14 protein-coding genes and 2 riboswitches are annotated in these 14,280 nt (G+C 70.1%); of the genes, 7 read left to right on the plus strand and 7 right to left on the minus strand.

The features are described 5' to 3' along the window. Positions 1–40 precede the first annotated feature (40 nt). The 3 genes from glyA to gcvT are packed head-to-tail and all read right to left on the minus strand — an operon-like array spanning position 41 to position 2,797. Positions 41–1,309: a serine hydroxymethyltransferase gene (gene glyA, locus HPO96_RS08460; RefSeq protein ID WP_171672679.1), complete on the minus strand. Its 1,269-nt coding sequence runs from the start codon at positions 1,307–1,309 to the stop codon at positions 41–43. Position 1,310: 1 nt separating this feature from the next. Beyond that, positions 1,311–1,685 (minus strand): glycine cleavage system protein GcvH, encoded by a 375-nt coding sequence (gene gcvH, locus HPO96_RS08465; RefSeq protein ID WP_171672681.1) that lies wholly within the window; start codon positions 1,683–1,685, stop codon positions 1,311–1,313. Between the two features lie 8 nt (positions 1,686–1,693). Then, positions 1,694–2,797, minus strand: coding sequence for a glycine cleavage system aminomethyltransferase GcvT (gene gcvT / locus HPO96_RS08470; RefSeq protein WP_171672682.1), 1,104 nt, complete (start codon positions 2,795–2,797; stop codon positions 1,694–1,696). Positions 2,798–2,851: 54 nt separating this feature from the next. Then, a riboswitch (glycine riboswitch) is annotated at positions 2,852–2,961 on the minus strand. After that, a riboswitch (glycine riboswitch) is annotated at positions 2,962–3,056 on the minus strand. It abuts the riboswitch before it with no gap. A gap of 95 nt (positions 3,057–3,151) precedes the next feature. On the opposite strand from gcvT, the gene HPO96_RS08475 reads away from it, so the two are divergent. Both HPO96_RS08475 and HPO96_RS08480 read left to right on the plus strand, forming a co-directional pair. Continuing rightward, positions 3,152–3,910 carry a hypothetical protein gene (locus tag HPO96_RS08475; protein ID WP_171672684.1) on the plus strand — a complete coding sequence of 253 codons (759 nt, stop codon included), beginning with the start codon at positions 3,152–3,154 and terminating at the stop codon, positions 3,908–3,910. A gap of 12 nt (positions 3,911–3,922) precedes the next feature. Further along, positions 3,923–5,179, plus strand: coding sequence for a hypothetical protein (locus tag HPO96_RS08480; RefSeq protein ID WP_238354942.1), 1,257 nt, complete (start codon positions 3,923–3,925; stop codon positions 5,177–5,179). Here HPO96_RS08480 and HPO96_RS08485 read toward each other — a convergent pair. Beyond that, positions 5,176–6,672 (minus strand): carboxylesterase/lipase family protein, encoded by a 1,497-nt coding sequence (locus tag HPO96_RS08485; protein ID WP_171672686.1) that lies wholly within the window; start codon positions 6,670–6,672, stop codon positions 5,176–5,178. The genes HPO96_RS08480 and HPO96_RS08485 overlap by 4 nt on opposite strands. 55 nt (positions 6,673–6,727) lie before the next feature. Here HPO96_RS08485 and HPO96_RS08490 point away from each other — a divergent pair, with 55 nt between their 5' ends. Together HPO96_RS08490 and HPO96_RS08495 are read left to right on the plus strand one after the other, a co-directional pair. Further along, a complete protein-coding gene (locus tag HPO96_RS08490) occupies positions 6,728–7,282 on the plus strand; it encodes a TetR family transcriptional regulator (protein ID WP_202885762.1) in 555 nt (184 codons plus the stop codon). 33 nt (positions 7,283–7,315) lie between these two features. Then, positions 7,316–7,972, plus strand: coding sequence for a TetR/AcrR family transcriptional regulator (locus HPO96_RS08495; RefSeq protein ID WP_171672689.1), 657 nt, complete (start codon positions 7,316–7,318; stop codon positions 7,970–7,972). On the opposite strand, the gene HPO96_RS08500 is transcribed toward HPO96_RS08495, so the two are convergent. Both HPO96_RS08500 and HPO96_RS08505 read right to left on the minus strand, forming a co-directional pair. Continuing rightward, on the minus strand, positions 7,969–9,297 hold the full coding sequence (locus HPO96_RS08500; RefSeq protein ID WP_171672691.1) for a lysine N(6)-hydroxylase/L-ornithine N(5)-oxygenase family protein: 1,329 nt from the start codon (positions 9,295–9,297) through the stop codon (positions 7,969–7,971). The genes HPO96_RS08495 and HPO96_RS08500 overlap by 4 nt on opposite strands. Before the next feature lie 97 nt (positions 9,298–9,394). Further along, positions 9,395–10,270 (minus strand): MurR/RpiR family transcriptional regulator, encoded by an 876-nt coding sequence (locus HPO96_RS08505; protein WP_171672693.1) that lies wholly within the window; start codon positions 10,268–10,270, stop codon positions 9,395–9,397. A gap of 63 nt (positions 10,271–10,333) precedes the next feature. On the opposite strand from HPO96_RS08505, the gene HPO96_RS08510 reads away from it, so the two are divergent. From HPO96_RS08510 to HPO96_RS08520, 3 genes are read left to right on the plus strand one after another with little or no spacing between them, the layout of a single operon-like run. Then, the gene (locus tag HPO96_RS08510) at positions 10,334–12,397 is read left to right on the plus strand and encodes a glycoside hydrolase domain-containing protein (RefSeq protein ID WP_171672695.1); all 2,064 of its coding nucleotides are present in this window, start codon (positions 10,334–10,336) and stop codon (positions 12,395–12,397) included. 60 nt (positions 12,398–12,457) lie between these two features. Continuing rightward, positions 12,458–13,018 carry an RNA polymerase sigma factor gene (locus HPO96_RS08515; RefSeq protein ID WP_171672697.1) on the plus strand — a complete coding sequence of 187 codons (561 nt, stop codon included), beginning with the start codon at positions 12,458–12,460 and terminating at the stop codon, positions 13,016–13,018. Then, positions 13,015–13,788 carry a hypothetical protein gene (locus HPO96_RS08520; RefSeq protein WP_171672698.1) on the plus strand — a complete coding sequence of 258 codons (774 nt, stop codon included), beginning with the start codon at positions 13,015–13,017 and terminating at the stop codon, positions 13,786–13,788. The genes HPO96_RS08515 and HPO96_RS08520 overlap by 4 nt, the downstream gene beginning before the upstream one ends. On the opposite strand, the gene HPO96_RS08525 is transcribed toward HPO96_RS08520, so the two are convergent. Next, positions 13,785–14,252, minus strand: coding sequence for a nitroreductase family deazaflavin-dependent oxidoreductase (locus HPO96_RS08525; RefSeq protein ID WP_171672700.1), 468 nt, complete (start codon positions 14,250–14,252; stop codon positions 13,785–13,787). The two genes, HPO96_RS08520 and HPO96_RS08525, sit on opposite strands and share 4 nt — an antisense overlap. Positions 14,253–14,280: the final 28 nt, after the last annotated feature.

The raw sequence follows: 14,280 nt of genomic DNA on the forward strand, positions 1-14,280 counted from the left end.
TGTTGCATGAAGCACCAAAGCGGAGTGGACTTTTCGGAACCTAGCCGATCGCAGGATAGAGCGGGAACTTCGCGGTCAGGACGCCGACGCGCGCACGCAATCCGGCTGTGAACGACTCGCTCGGCTCCTGAATCAGAGCCGCCGCGACGATGTCGGCCACCTCCGCGAACTCGGCCGGCCCGAACCCGCGGGCTGCGAGCGCCGGCGTCCCGATCCGCAGCCCGGACGACACCATCGGCGGCCGCGGGTCGAACGGCACCGCGTTCCGGTTCACGGTCAGGCCGACTGCGTGCAGCCGGTCCTCGGCCTGCTGCCCGTCCAGCGCCGAGTCGCGCAGGTCGACCAGCACCAGGTGGACCTGCGTCCCTCCGGTCAGGACCGTAATCCCGGCCGCGCGGACGTCGTCGGCCAGCAATCGGTCCGCGATCGCCTGGGCGCCCTCGAGTGTCCGCTGCTGCCGCTCCCGGAACTCCGGCGACGCGGCCAGCTTGAACCCGACCGCCTTGGCCGCGATGACGTGCTCCAGCGGGCCGCCCTGCTGCCCGGGGAAGACCGCCGAGTTGAACTTCTTCGCCAGGTCGGCCCGGTTGGTCAGGATGACGCCGCCTCGCGGCCCGCCGAGCGTCTTGTGGGTGGTCGTGGTGACCACATCGGCGTACGGGACCGGGCTCGGGTGCAGCCCGGCCGCGACCAGCCCGGCGAAGTGCGCCATGTCGACCATCAGGTACGCGCCGACCAGGTCCGCGATCCGCCGGAACTCGGCGAAGTCCAGGTGCAGCGGGTACGCCGACCACCCGGCCACGATCAGCTTCGGACGGTGTTCGAGCGCGAGCCGCTCGACCTCGGCCAGGTCGACGGCGAAGGTGTCCGGGCGGACGTGGTACGCGACGACGTCGTACAGCTTGCCGCTGAAGTTCAGCCGCATTCCGTGCGTGAGGTGACCGCCGTGGGCGAGGTCGAGGCCGAGGATCGTGTCGCCGGGGTCGAGCAGCGCGGACATCGTGGCCGCGTTCGCCTGGGCGCCCGAGTGCGGCTGGACGTTGGCGAAACCCGCGCCGAAGAGCGCCTTGACCCGATCGATGGCCAGCTGCTCGATGACGTCGACGTGCTCACAACCGCCGTAGTACCGGCGGCCGGGGTAGCCCTCGGCGTACTTGTTGGTCAGGACCGAGCCCTGGGCCTCCATCACCGCGAGCGGCGCAAAGTTCTCGCTGGCGATCAGCTCCAGCGTGTCCCGCTGGCGGCCGAGCTCGGCGGTGATGGCGGCGTGGACCTCCGGGTCGAACGCGGCCAGGGATTCGTCGAGCATCTCACTCGCCCCCGATCAGGGTCTCGTAGGCGGCGGCGTCCAGCAGGGCGCTCTCGCCGGTGACGCGCAACCGCAGCAGCCAGCCGGCCGCGTACGGGTCGGTGTTCACCAGGCCCGGGTCGGCCACGACGGCGTCGTTGATCTCGACGATCTCGCCGTCCAGCGGCGCGAACAGGTCGCTCACCGACTTGGTCGACTCGATCTCGCCGCAGGCGTCACCGGTGCGTACGGCGTCGCCGACCGCGGGCAGCTCGACGTACACGACATCGCCCAGCGCTTCCCCTGCGAACGCTGTGATGCCGACCGTCGCGATATCGCCGTCGAGGGCGATCCACTCGTGCTCGGCGGTGTACTGCAAGTTGTCCGGAACAGACATGAGAGCTCCTAGGCGCGGCGGTAGAAGGGCAGGGCGACGACCTCGACGGCGTCGCGCGTCCCGCGGATGTCGACCTGCAGTTGGGTACCGGGTTCGTCGTAGCCGACCCCGACGTACGCCATCGCGATCGGGTGTCCCAGCGTCGGCGACGGCGCGCCGCTGGTGACGGCGCCGACCTGCTGCCCGGACTCCGGGTCGTGGACGGCGTACCCGCTGCGCGGTGAGCGGCGGCCGGTCGAGGTCAGGCCGACCAGCACCTGCCGCGCGCCCTCGTCGCGGCGGCGCGCGAGCGCGTCCCGGCCGACGAAGTCGCCCTCCTTGCCGAAGGCAACCACTCGGCCGAGCCCGGCCTCGAACGGCGTCGTCGCGGCGGACAGCTCGTTACCGTACAAGGGCATCCCGGCCTCGAGCCGGAGCGTGTCCCGGCAGGCCAGCCCGGCCGGCAGCAAGCCGTGCGGCGCGCCGGCGGCGAGCAGCGCGGTCCAGATCCCGGCCGCGTCGTCCGGGCGGCAGTAGATCTCGAAGCCGTCCTCGCCGGTGTATCCGGTGCGGGCGAGCAGGATGTTGCTCTCGGCAAGCTTTCCGGTGCTGATCGCGTAGTACTTCAGATCGGCGAGTGGCAGGTCGGTCAGGGTGGCGACGATCGGGACGGACGCCGGGCCCTGGACGGCGATCAGCGTCCAGTCGGCCGTGGTGTCGCGCAGCTCGGCCTCGAAGCCGGTGATCCGCTCGATCAGCGCCTCGCGGACGACGGCCGCGTTACTCGCGTTCGCCACGATCAGGAAGTGCTCCTCGGCGAGCCGGTAGACGACCAGGTCGTCGAGGATGCCGCCGTCCGTGGCGCACAGCATCGTGTAGCGGGCGCGGCCGATGCCGATCTTGGACGGTTGCCCGACCAGGCTGTGGTCGAGCGCCTGGGCGACCTGCGGCCCGGTCAGCTCCAGCTCGCCCATGTGGGACAGGTCGAACAGGCCGGCCGCCGTCCGGACGGCGGTGTGCTCGGCGATGTCGGAGGTGTAGCGCACCGGCATCGACCAGCCGGCGAAATCGGTGAACGACGCACCGAGCCGTTGATGTTCCGCATGCAGCGGCGTTGGACGTGACGACGTCATGGCTGGGAGGCTCCCTCGGTCCGGCGCCACGGATGTGACGCCTCTGCTGGGTGACCTCCCCGCTCTGTCATCGGTACCTGAGAGCTTCACCGCCCGGGTGTGGCGGTTTGCACCGTGGGTGCGGGTCACCTGCCGACAGCAGGCCCCGGCTTTCCAGAGTTCGCCTCATCGGAACGGTCGCTGGGCCTGAGAGATTCTGGGGAGATTTGCTCCTTCGGCGCCGGGCCTTGGTGGGCCCGGACTCTCCCGCCCCGATTCGAACGGCGCGATATGCGGTTGAGCCGCCGACTCTAGGGGGTCGCCGTCGGCGGGGTCAATCGGCCCCTGGCCCCGTCGATGTGATTGGGTCGGCCGGTGACTGCCAACGACGCCGCGGCCCGGAGCCGGCGCGCCCAGCTCGTCGTCTGGGGCGTGTACGTCGGGATTCCGGTGCTGTTCCTGATCGCGACGGTGACGATCAACCTGTCGGCCGACCAGGCGCTGGTGGACTGGAAATCGGTGCTGATCCCGGTCGCGGCGATCGCCGGCGGCTGGCTGTTCCGGGAGCGCAGCCGCTGGAAACCGGACCGCTGGGCCTCGGTCGGCGCGATCACCGGCAGCACGGCCGCCCTGTTCGGCGTCTTCTCGACGATCGTCATCGGCGGCCCGGCGCTGTTCTGCGTCCCGGCGGCGGTGATCGGCGGGGTGATCGGGTTCCTGATCGGCCGCTGGGGTGAGCACCAGCTGCTGCGGCCCGCGGTGGCCGGGCTGGGCGATACGCCGTACGAGCTGAACTTCCGGATCCGGGGGATCAACCGGCTCCGGCTGACCGTCGGCGACACCTCGGTGACGCTGCGGGCGACCGTCCGGGCGCGCAGCGCGGATGGCGACAACACCCGGGAGAACATTCAGGACGTGCCGCTCTCGGTGCTGAAGGTGTGGGACACCACGCTGGCCGGCGGCGAGGAGCTGGAGTACCCGATCCGGCTCGACCGGACGCCGGTGAGCACACCTGGTCCGGCGCTCGTCGTCCAGACTCTCGCAACCGAATGGATCCTGCCGCACGACGAAGCCGTCGTACTGGCCGAGATCCTGAACCGCCGGATCGCCGCAGCCGCGGCGCCGGCGAGCTGAGAGGCGGTCGCGATGTTCCGGCAGATGTCGATCTTCGCCTGGTGCCTGATGGTGATGGGCCTGGGTGCGCTGACTTGGTTCGTCGTGTGGCTCGTACGCCGCGAGCGGTACCTCAAGTCACTGCGCGAGCGCGGCTGGACGTTCGTCGGGTCGCCGGTCTTCGCCGCGGTCGCGCGGCTGAGCAATCCGCCGTTCGGCATCGGGTTCACCCGCTCGCCGGACGATCAGATCATCGGCGCGACCAGCCAGGGCCGCCCGTTCCAGGTGATCGAGTACCGCCACGAGCACTGGGGCGGCTGGGTCGGGATGGTGACGCTCTCGCGGCGGCTGCCCGAGCTGTGGATCACCGGCGGGCAGACGCAGCCGCGGTACGGCGTGATGGCGACGATGGTCCCGGTTCCGGCGCAGCTGGGGGCCGGGTGGACGGTCGGCGTCCAGGAGCCGGCGTTCGCGACCGACGTGCTGACCGCGCAGGTGTGTGAGCAGCTGTATGCCATGGCTTCCGGACAGCCCGGGCTGAACCTGAGTATCGACGGCGATCAGCTCGTCGTCCTCGATCCGCCGCGGAAGGACGCCGAGCTGCTCGCCCCCTGGCTGGAGCAGCTGGCCGCGATCGCGGCGGCGATCGACGCGGCGCCGCTGGACCGCTGGGTCCAGCCCGAGCACGAGGCCCGGCTGACCTTCTATCAGCACCCGGACTGGTACTGGATCGGCGAGGACGACCTGCTGTTGCAGACCACGCCGGTCACCCGCTCCGGCCACGGGCACAGCACGAGTGAGGTGATCCGCGGCCGGGACGGCGACGGCCCGCCGTTCGTCGCGTTCACCCACCACTGGAAGACGACGCGCACCGAGACCAGCACGGACTCCGAGGGCCGCACGACCACCCGGACTGTCACCGAGCACCACAGCGAGGCGATGCTCGGCTTCCAGTTGCCGGTCCGGATGCCGTGGCTGCAGGTCGGTCGCCGGGGCCTCAGCAGCGGGATCAGCTTCGAGAGCGAGGACTTCAACCGGCAGTTCGGCATCTTCGCGCAGGACAAGAAGTTCGCCTACGACGTGATCCACCCGCGCCAGATGGAGTTCCTGATGGCCAACCCGCCGTCGTCCTTCCAGATCGTCGACGACTGGGTCTGGTTCAACCCAGGGGAGCACAGCCACCCGCTGGTTGCCCACAACTCCCGCTTCCTGCGCGCCTTCCTGGCCGGCATCCCGCGGTTCGTCTGGCGCAACCTCGGCCTGCCCGATTCTCCTTACCCACAGGCCTAATCCAACGGGATAGTTGCCCATAGCCCGCAGTTGTGGGTGCCCGCGAGATCGGTTCGGCCGAGCTGCAGGTCGAGGGACTGGACGGCGCGATCCTTCGGGTGGAAGCGGGGCCAGTGGGGGAGGGCCGGCGTGTTCGGGTCGCCGGTGTGCGCGAAGGCGGACCAGTAGTCCAGCATCGCGTTCGCCAACCGGCGCTGCGCGGCGTTCAGTTCGCGGCCGCCGACGCGGAGGTCGAACAGGTAGAGCGCGTCGGCCGAGTGATAGGCGCCGTACGGGAAGCCGATCGGCGGCAGGGTGGGCGGCGCCGTCCGGTCGGCGAACTCGTACGCGTACGTCGGGGCGCGGCGCGCGGCGGCCCGGTTGCGGTGCAGGGTCGGGCAGGCGAACGCGCTGTCGGTGGTGATGGCGGCCCAGGTCTGGCCCGGGTTCCCGAGCGGGTACCGCGCGCGGACGCGATCCGCGTGCACGCCGAAGGCCTGGTCCAGGTACTCCTCGTACTTCTCCGGGGTCGGTGAACCGGCGAGACCCAGCAGGTAGGTCATCTCGTCGCGCGTGCTGCCGGACATGATCGGCACGTCGTGGAGCCGGCTGTGCAGCGGGTTCTCCGGCAGGATCGCGGTGCCGTAGGCCAGGCCCGCGAAGGCGGGAAAGATGGGCATCAGCTCCTCGGGATCCTTCTCGGCCAAGCAGGTCAGGGTGCTGCAGCGGACCGCACCGGCGAGCTCGCGACCGCGTGCCGCCAGGCTTGCCGGGGCTTCCCAGGGGGAAACGGCCGGGAGGCCCGGGGCGAGTGCGTTGGCCGGAATCGGCGTGGTGCAGAGCGAGCTTTGGACGATCGATCGGTGGAAGAGCCCGGCCGCGGTGGGGGAGGCGAGGTGCGCGCAGATGCTCTGGCCGCCGGCGGACTGGCCGAACAGCGTCACGTTCCCCGGATCGCCGCCGAATGCGGTCGCGTTCCGCTGGACCCAGCGCAGTGCGGCCTGCTGATCCTCCAGGCCGAACGTGCCGGACCCCTCCAGGCCCGGGTACCCGAAGTTGCCGAAGATACCGAGCCGGTAGTTGATCGTCACCACGACCACGCCGCCACGGACGGCGAGCCGTCGCGGGTCGTATTCGCTCCCCGCTCCCTCGACGAAGCCGCCGCCGTGCAGCCAGACCATGACCGGCTTCCGGCCGGGCCGCTTCGGCGTCGTCACGTTCAGATACAGGCAGTCCTCGGCGGTGCTCTGCTCGGTGCCGGTCGGTGACGCCAGCTGAGCGCAGCGCGGCCCGGACCGGGTGGCGTCGCGGACGTCGGACCAGCGTGCGGCCGGTTGCGGAGACTGCCAGCGGCGTGGCGGCGCGGCGTACGGGATGCCGTTGAACTCGCGGTGGTCGCCGCGATCGATACCGCGGACGGCGCCGCGATCGGTGCCGACGATCGGCGGATCGGTGGGCAGGGCGGCCGGTGCGGGGAGCAGAACGGCCAGCGCCAGAGCGAGTACCTTGACCATGTTGTCCTCATCTAATCAATACCAACGTATTGTTCTGCTCGGGATGGTAGCTCACGTGAGAGGTCAGGGTGCCGCGTACGACGCGCGGCGGACGGCGATCCTGGACGCGGTGTTCGCGCTCGTCGACACCGAAGGGGTCGCCCAGGTGACGATCCGGCGGGTCGCCGATCGCGCGGGGGTCTCGGTCGGCCGCGTCCAGCACTACTTCAAGACCAAGGACGAACTGCTGGAGGCGGCGTCCAGCGCGATCAACGACCGCGGCGCCGAGCGAGTCGCGGAGCACGCCGCCGGTACGCCCGGCGACACCCTGCGGGCGATCCTCCGGGTGCTGATCCCGCGGGACGAGGAGGATCGCCGGCTGTTCCGGGTCCAGCAGGCCTTCGAGACCTACGCCCTGACCACCCCGGCGCTCGGCGCGCGCGTGACCCAGGGCTACACCGAGCTGTCCGCGCTCTTCGCGCTACTCCTCGGCGGTCCCGATCGGACGGCCGACGGGCAGGAGTTACTGGCGACAGCAGTCGGTCTCGCCACCCTGACACTGACCGATGTCATCACCCCGGCCGAGGCCGAGGTGATTGTCCTGCGGCGCGTGGATCAGTTGCTCGCTTAAGCTCTTCCTCGGTCGACCAATCGGAGGAGCGTCATGGGCGCACAGCAGAGCTGGCCGGCACCACCGTCGTCGGGCGCTGCGAAGGCGCAGCGGCCGCAAAAGCGGTCCGGCCTGCGCCGGGCGGAGATCCTCCAGGCCGCAATGGCCGTCTTCGGTGAGCGCGGTTATACCGGCGGCTCGTTACAGGAGATCGCGGAGCGGGTCGGTATGACGCATGCCGGCGTCCTGCATCACTTCGGGTCGAAGGAGCAGTTGCTGATCGCGTTGCTGGAGTACCGCGACGACTCGGATGTCGCCGAGCTCGACGGGCATATCGCGCCCCGGGGCGCGCCGCTGCTCGAGCACTTGGTCGAGACCGCCGAGGTCAACCGCAAACGCCCTGGCATCGTGCAGGCGTACACCGTCCTGCTCGGTGAGGCCGTGACCGACAACCATCCCGGCCGCGCCTTCTTCACCGAGCGCTTCACCGGTCTGCGCGACATGGTCACCAGCGCCGTCGCCGACGCGACCGGTCGCGACATGACCGACCCGGACGCCGACCGGGCCGCCTCCGCGATCATCGCCGCCATGGACGGTCTCCAGACGCAGTGGCTGCTCGACAACGACGCCGTCGACATGCAGTCGACCGTCGAGCTGGTCATCCGCGCCCTCGTGCACGAGCTGACCAGCCCGACTGTCGCTGACGACTAGGCGGCCGAGCCGTCGACCAGGGCGTGCGGCCGGAGCTCCCGGACGGGTTGCTGCTGGATGGCGGTGAGGATCTCGCCGGCCCGGACGGCCGTGTTCGAGAGCAACGAGGACGCGAGGCCGTGGGTGTGCTCGGTGCCGCCGCCCTGCAAGTAGATTCCGGCCCGGACGGCGTCCGTTGTTTCGACCCGGTAGTCGCGGCCGATCCGCAGCCGGCCGTATGGGTCGCGGCGGCACTCGCGGCCGAGGTCGCCGAGCATCTCGGCGGCATCACCGGCGCGGTAGCCCGTGCAGTAAACGATCAGGTCGGCGTCGAGCGGTGTCTTCTGGCCGGTGCTGAGCGACTCGACCGTCAGGCTGAGGCCATCGCTGTGCTCGCGCAGGTTGGTCACGCGGGCCACGTTGAAGAAGCGCAGCCGTTCGCGGCCGGCCACCCGCTCGCGGTAGCTCCGGCGGTACAGGTCCTCGATCAGCTCGGTGTCGACCACGGAGTAGTTCGTGTTGCTGTGGTAGTCGAGCATCTGCTGCTTGACGTCCTCCGGGGCCGAGTAGAACTCGTCCACCGCGGCCGGATCGAAGACCCGGTTCGCGAACGGGCTGTCGTCGGCCGGGCTGTAGCCGTACCGGGAGAACACCGAGCAGATCTCGGCGGCCGGGAACCGCTCGTGCAGGAACGAGGTCACCTCGGCCGCGCTCTGACCGGCGCCGACGACAACCACCCGGCGCGGCGCGGCGTCGTCGCCGAGCTGCCGGACCTGGTCGAGCAGATCCCGGTTGTGCCAGACCCGCGCAGAGGCCATGACGCCCTCGGGCAGTCGCGGTGTCAGGCCGGTGCCGAGGATCAGGTTCCGGGTGCGGTGCACCTCGCGGACCGAGCCGTCGGCGGCGGTCGATGTCACGTCGAACGCCGCGATGACGCCGTTCACCGACACAGGGTCGACGCTGACGACGGTCCGGTCGTACCGGACGACGTCCGGTAGCTGCGCGGCCGCCCACTCCAGGTAGTCGTGGAACTCGACCCGCAGCGGGAACAGCGTCTTGTGGTTGACGAAATCGATCAACCGGCCGGTCTGGTGCAAGAAGCTCAGGAACGTGAACGGGCTGGCCGGGTTGCGCAGGGTGACCAGGTCCTTGAGGAAGGAGACCTGCATCGTCGCGTCGTCGATCAGCATGCCGCGATGCCAGCCGAAGCGGGGCTGCCGTTCCAGGAACAGGCGCCGCGGCGCGGTGTCGCCGAGTTCACCGGCGGCGATGGCCACTGCGAGATTGGACGGACCGAAACCGACCCCGATCAGATCGAAGATTTCGTCCTGGACGTGCGACGCCATACCTGCCCTCTCCGTTGAACTTAGGCGAGGCTAACCTAAAGGATTCAACGGGAGAAGAGGGGGTCCGGGTGCGTGTGACGTACCTGACCCCTAATTCTCAGGCGAACGCGTCCGCGGTGGCGGCGAGGGTCCGGGCGGTGCGCGCCGGGTCGGCCTGCGCGACCAGCAGATAGAGCAGGTCGGCGGTCAGCAGTTGCGCGTGCCGTGCGGCGACCTCGTCGGGCTGGACGTCGGAGTGCGGAGAGGCGACCGTGATGTGCTGCCGTGCGGCCTGTGCGATCGGGGTGTCCGGAGAGCAGGTCACGGCGACCGTCCAAGCGCCGCGCCTCGTTGCCTGCGACAACATTCGGAGCGTGTCCGCGGTGTCGCCGCTGTTCGAGATGGCCAGTGCCACGCAGTGCTCGTCGAGGAGCGCCGCGGTTGCCAGGCCGCTGTGGTGATCGGTGTGCGCATGCGCGTTCACGCCGAGCCGCTGGACCCGGGCGGCCAGCTCGCGGCCGACCAGCCCGCTGCCGGCGACGGCGTACACGTCGAAGTGCCGGCTGCGGCTGATCCGCTGTGCGAGCTCGCTGAGCGCGGCCAGGTCGAACTGGCGCGCCGTCTCCCGGACGGCGACGAGCTGGGCGTTCAGCAGGGTGGACAGCACGCTGGACGGCGGATCGCCAGGGGCCACCGAGTCGCCGAAGTCGGTCAGCCAGGCCCGATCCCGGTCGCCGCGGCCGACGTCCTGGGCGGCGGCCACGCGCAGGGCGGGGTAGCCGCTGAAGCCGAGCAGGCGGCACAGCCGGGTGACCGTGGCAGGCGACGTCCCGGCGCGTTCGGCCAGGCCGGTGATCGACAGCTGCAGGGGAGCGCTCGGGTCGGCCTCGATCACCGCGGCGACCCGGGCCATCGTGGCCGGCATCTGGGTGCGGAAGGTCAGAACCAGGTCGAGTACGCCGGGGGCTTCCATATGGGTGATAATCCTTGTCATCTTCTCACTGATGTCTGAGAGTAATTTTCATCCACGCGGTCGCCCACGGCAAGGACCTCGCTCATGAAATCGCATCGCCTGCTCCCACTGTTCGCCGTCCTGACCCTGTTGCTCGCCGGTACGCCGGCGGCCGGCGCCGCGAGCTCGGCCGCGCCCGCGGCCTGGACCGCCGACTCCTGGAAACGGGTGTTCCGGACCGATCAGCGACCGGCCGGCGCCAGTACGGCGATCAACTGGGACTCGGCGCGTAACGAGGCCGAGTCGTACCAGATCCTGCTCCGGCACACCGCCGCCTTCCGGATCACCGGTGTCACGTTCACCGCGCTGACCGGGCCGGCCGGGAACCTCCCGGCGACCCGGCTGGAGTACAAGTTCCAGAACCACCACGATCCGGACGGCGGCGGGCTGGTCCCGGATCCGCTCGGCAACGAGCGCGCGATCGATGTCGCGCGCAACGTGACACAGGGGATCTGGGTGACGGTGAACGTGCCGGCCGGCCAGGCCGCCGGGACCTACACCGGGACTGTCGACGTCGCGACCACGGCCGGTGTGATCGCCGTACCGGTGTCGCTGGCCGTGTACGCGGTTGACATCCCGAACGCCGTCGACAGCAAGTACATCTACAGCACCTGGAATGTCTTCTTCAACGAGTACGCCGATCACAACGGCGCGGTCGTCGCCGATGAGATCAAGGAACGCTACGGCTTCACCCGCTACTCGCCGCAGTGGTGGCAGCTGATGACGGACTTCGCCAGGGAGCAGAAGGCCACCCGGCAGAACCAGGTGCACATCTCGATCGACCCGCTGCTGGACGGGCCGACGACCCTCGTCAACGGCCGCTACCAGTTCAACTGGACCAAGTTCGACCAGTTCGTCGAGCTCTTCCTGCGCGAGGGCTCGGTGCAACGGCTACGCGGCAATCCGTTGCTGAACGCGTTGCACACCGATCGGGTCTGGATCATCGACAACGTCGACGGCGCGACCAAGGTGACGCTCGCTCCGGTGGGCAGTGCGAAGGCGGAGAACTGGCTCGACCAGTATCTGCCTGCTCTGAAGGCCCATCTGGATGCGAAGGGCTGGACGGACATGTGGTACCAAACCATCTCCGACGAGCCGAGCAACGTCGCCAACTACAACCGGACCGCGGAGAAGTTCCGCCAGTACTTCGGTGCGGACGCGCGCACGCAGGACGCGCTGACCGAGCTGAAGACGGGCCTGACCGGCAACGTCGACATCTGGATCCCGCTCATCGACGGTCTCCAGCGCGACCCGCAGTTCTACCGGGAGCGGCAGGCCGCCGGCGACGAGGTGTGGACGTACGTCTGTCTGCAGCCGGATCCGCATGCCGGGTGGCTGAATCGCTTCTCGACGTACCCGGCGTACACCGCGCGGCAGATCGGCTGGGGCAACTTCAAGTACGGCGCCACCGGCTTCTTCCATTGGGGTTACAACGCGTGGAAGTCCGGTCAGTACGGCGAGGGCGAGACCTATCCGGGAGACGGCTACATCGTCTATCCCGACGTGCCGAACGGGACCGTGCGGACGAGCGTGCGCTCGGTGGCGACCCGGGACGGCAACGAGGAGTACGAGCTGCTGGCGATCCTGAAGCGCCGGGACGCCGCCGCGGCGGACCGGTTGGCGAGCACGTTGGTGACGGCGTTCGACTGGTTCACCGATGACACCGATCTGATGGCGCGGACCCGGAAGGAGCTGCTGCTCCGGGCGGCGGGCGCGGCGCTCCCGCCGCGGGTCGAGGCGGAGAACGGCCGGCTGACCGGGACGGCGCGGGTCGACACGGTCGGCTCCGGCTACACCGGTAGCGGGTACGTCGGCTGGTTCGACCAGCAGGTCGGCAGTTCGGTGACGGTCGACGTCCAGGCGACGCGGTCGGGGCCGCACCAGCTCGAACTGCGCTACAGCAACGGGACACCGACGATCAGCTCGCTGACCCTGCTGGTGAACGGCGCAGCACCGCGCAAAGTGTGGTTCCCGGCGACCGGCGACTGGAACACGACCTGGGAATCCGTGCAGACGACCGTCGACCTGGTCGCCGGGCGCAACACGGTCCTCCTCCGCTTCGACGCCGATGACGGCTCGACCGACCTGGATTCGGTGGTGGCATGGTAGCCGCGAGCTGGTAGCCCCCTGCCGCGATACACCTGGCAGGGTGGCGGACAGGTACTGAGTATGAGCAATCCAACGGACGGCAGGACGCGCGAGTCGCGGTTCGTCGCCCTGTACGAGGCGACGTACGACGATCTCGTCCGGTTCGCCCAGCGCCGGCTGCCCGAGCCGCAGGCGGAGGACGTCGTCGGCGAGGCCTTGCTGGTCGCCTGGCGCCGGCTGGACGACGTCCCGCCGCAGCTCCCGGACGCCCGGGCGTGGCTGTTCGGGATCGTGCGCAACACGATCCTGAACAGCCGCCGCGGCGTCCGCCGGCAGGAGGCCCTCGCGGTCCGGCTCGCGGAGGTGACCACGACGTGGTCGCCGGACGACGCCGAGCTGATCGCGCGGCAGGTCGACCTCACCCGAGCGTGGGGCCGGCTGTCAGCACTCCATCAGGAAGCTCTGGCCCTCGCGGTGATCGACGACCTGTCGGCCCGTCAGGCCGCGTCGGTACTCGGGATCACCGCGGTCGCCTTCCGGCTGCGCCTCTCCCGCGCCCGGCACGCCCTGCGCGCCCAGCTCGGCCACCGCGCCACCCCTGCCACCGCCCCCGCAGGCCTGACCGAAAGGCCGACCTCATGAAGCACCTCGACGAGTTCGCCGACCTCAAAACCCTCGACCCCGCCACCGGCGCCGACCCGAACACCCTCCACGCCCGCGCCACCCTCGACCGCATCCTCACCACCGACCCGACCCCCACCCCCCGCCGCCCCCGCCGCCGCGCCATCCGCCTCGCCGTCGCCGCCCTGGCGGTAGCCGTCGGCGCCGCCATCGTCTTCGTCCCCCGCGACACCGGCCCACTCCCGACCGGCGAGGCCTACGCCGGCTGGACGGCGCAACCAGGCAGCCTGTCCGCCAAAGAACGCGCTGCCGCGGTGAAAGCATGCCGCAAGCAGTTGTCGGACACTCCGATGGACGACGTGGTCAAGAACACCGACCCGGCGATCGTCGAGCGTCGTGGCTACTGGTCGGTCGTCGTGTTGCTCGGTCCCGGCGGCTCGGAGGCAAGCTGTATGACGAGCAGCAGCCCGCGGATGAAGGGCGGTGGCTATGGCAGCATCGGCGGCCCGGGCCGCCCGGCCCCCGGCCCTCGCGAGATCTCGATCAGCTCCCTGGGCGCCGCCGGCGGCGGCGACTTCGGCTACGTGACTTCGGGCATGGGCCGGGTTGGTGCGGACATCGTCGGCATCACCTACCGGAGCAAGGCCCATGGCCTCGTCGAGGCGACGGTCGAGAACGGCTACTTCGCCTTCTGGGTACCCGGCAAGGACCTCGAGGACTTCGAGCCCGCCCCGGTCCGGGTGACGTATCGCGACGGGACCTCGGCCGAGGTACAGCTCAAGATCGGCTAGGCGGGGTCCAGGCGGAAGACGCGGATTTCGCGGTGCGGGGCTCGGGTGGCGTAGGTGTTGTAGGCGGGCCAGTAGGCGGCGACAGCGTCCCAGGTGGTCTGGCGTTCGGCGCCGGTGAGCAGCTGGGCGGTTACGGGGATCGTGCGGCCGCGGATGGCGGCGGTCGCCGCGGGGGTGGCGAGGAGGTTGGCGGACCAGGCGGGGTGTTGCTCGCCGCCCCAGTTGGAGCCGATGACGACGTACGCGCCGTCGTGTTCGACGTACAGCAGAGGGACCTGGCGGGGCTGACCGCTGCGCCGGCCGGTGGTTGTCAGCAGCAACGTTCGCAGACCGATCGGGCTCCCGACGCCGAACCGGCCGCGGGTCACCCGGAGGAGCTTCTCGTCGACGCGGACCAGGGCCCGGCCGACCGCGGCGAAGGCTTTCGTCGTCCCGACCTTTGCGAAAACCCGGCGCAGCTCCATTCGCCGGAGTCTAGGGGATCGCTTCCAA

Source organism: Kribbella sandramycini, assembly GCF_013131805.1.
GTDB classification, from domain to species: domain Bacteria; phylum Actinomycetota; class Actinomycetes; order Propionibacteriales; family Kribbellaceae; genus Kribbella; species Kribbella sandramycini.

What these genes read in the sequence shown, in the direction of transcription:
- gcvH (WP_171672681.1), bottom strand. Translation starts at nt 1,685, where the DNA reads ATGTCTGTTCCGGACAACTTGCAGTACACCGCCGAGCACGAGTGGATC.
- HPO96_RS08480 (WP_238354942.1), top strand. Translation starts at nt 3,923, where the DNA reads ATGTTCCGGCAGATGTCGATCTTCGCCTGGTGCCTGATGGTGATGGGC.
- HPO96_RS08520 (WP_171672698.1), top strand. Translation starts at nt 13,015, where the DNA reads ATGAAGCACCTCGACGAGTTCGCCGACCTCAAAACCCTCGACCCCGCC.
- HPO96_RS08495 (WP_171672689.1), top strand. Translation starts at nt 7,316, where the DNA reads ATGGGCGCACAGCAGAGCTGGCCGGCACCACCGTCGTCGGGCGCTGCG.
- HPO96_RS08525 (WP_171672700.1), bottom strand. Translation starts at nt 14,252, where the DNA reads ATGGAGCTGCGCCGGGTTTTCGCAAAGGTCGGGACGACGAAAGCCTTC.
- glyA (WP_171672679.1), bottom strand. Translation starts at nt 1,309, where the DNA reads ATGCTCGACGAATCCCTGGCCGCGTTCGACCCGGAGGTCCACGCCGCC.
- HPO96_RS08505 (WP_171672693.1), bottom strand. Translation starts at nt 10,270, where the DNA reads ATGACAAGGATTATCACCCATATGGAAGCCCCCGGCGTACTCGACCTG.
- HPO96_RS08500 (WP_171672691.1), bottom strand. Translation starts at nt 9,297, where the DNA reads ATGGCGTCGCACGTCCAGGACGAAATCTTCGATCTGATCGGGGTCGGT.
- HPO96_RS08510 (WP_171672695.1), top strand. Translation starts at nt 10,334, where the DNA reads ATGAAATCGCATCGCCTGCTCCCACTGTTCGCCGTCCTGACCCTGTTG.
- HPO96_RS08515 (WP_171672697.1), top strand. Translation starts at nt 12,458, where the DNA reads ATGAGCAATCCAACGGACGGCAGGACGCGCGAGTCGCGGTTCGTCGCC.
- gcvT (WP_171672682.1), bottom strand. Translation starts at nt 2,797, where the DNA reads ATGACGTCGTCACGTCCAACGCCGCTGCATGCGGAACATCAACGGCTC.
- HPO96_RS08485 (WP_171672686.1), bottom strand. Translation starts at nt 6,672, where the DNA reads ATGGTCAAGGTACTCGCTCTGGCGCTGGCCGTTCTGCTCCCCGCACCG.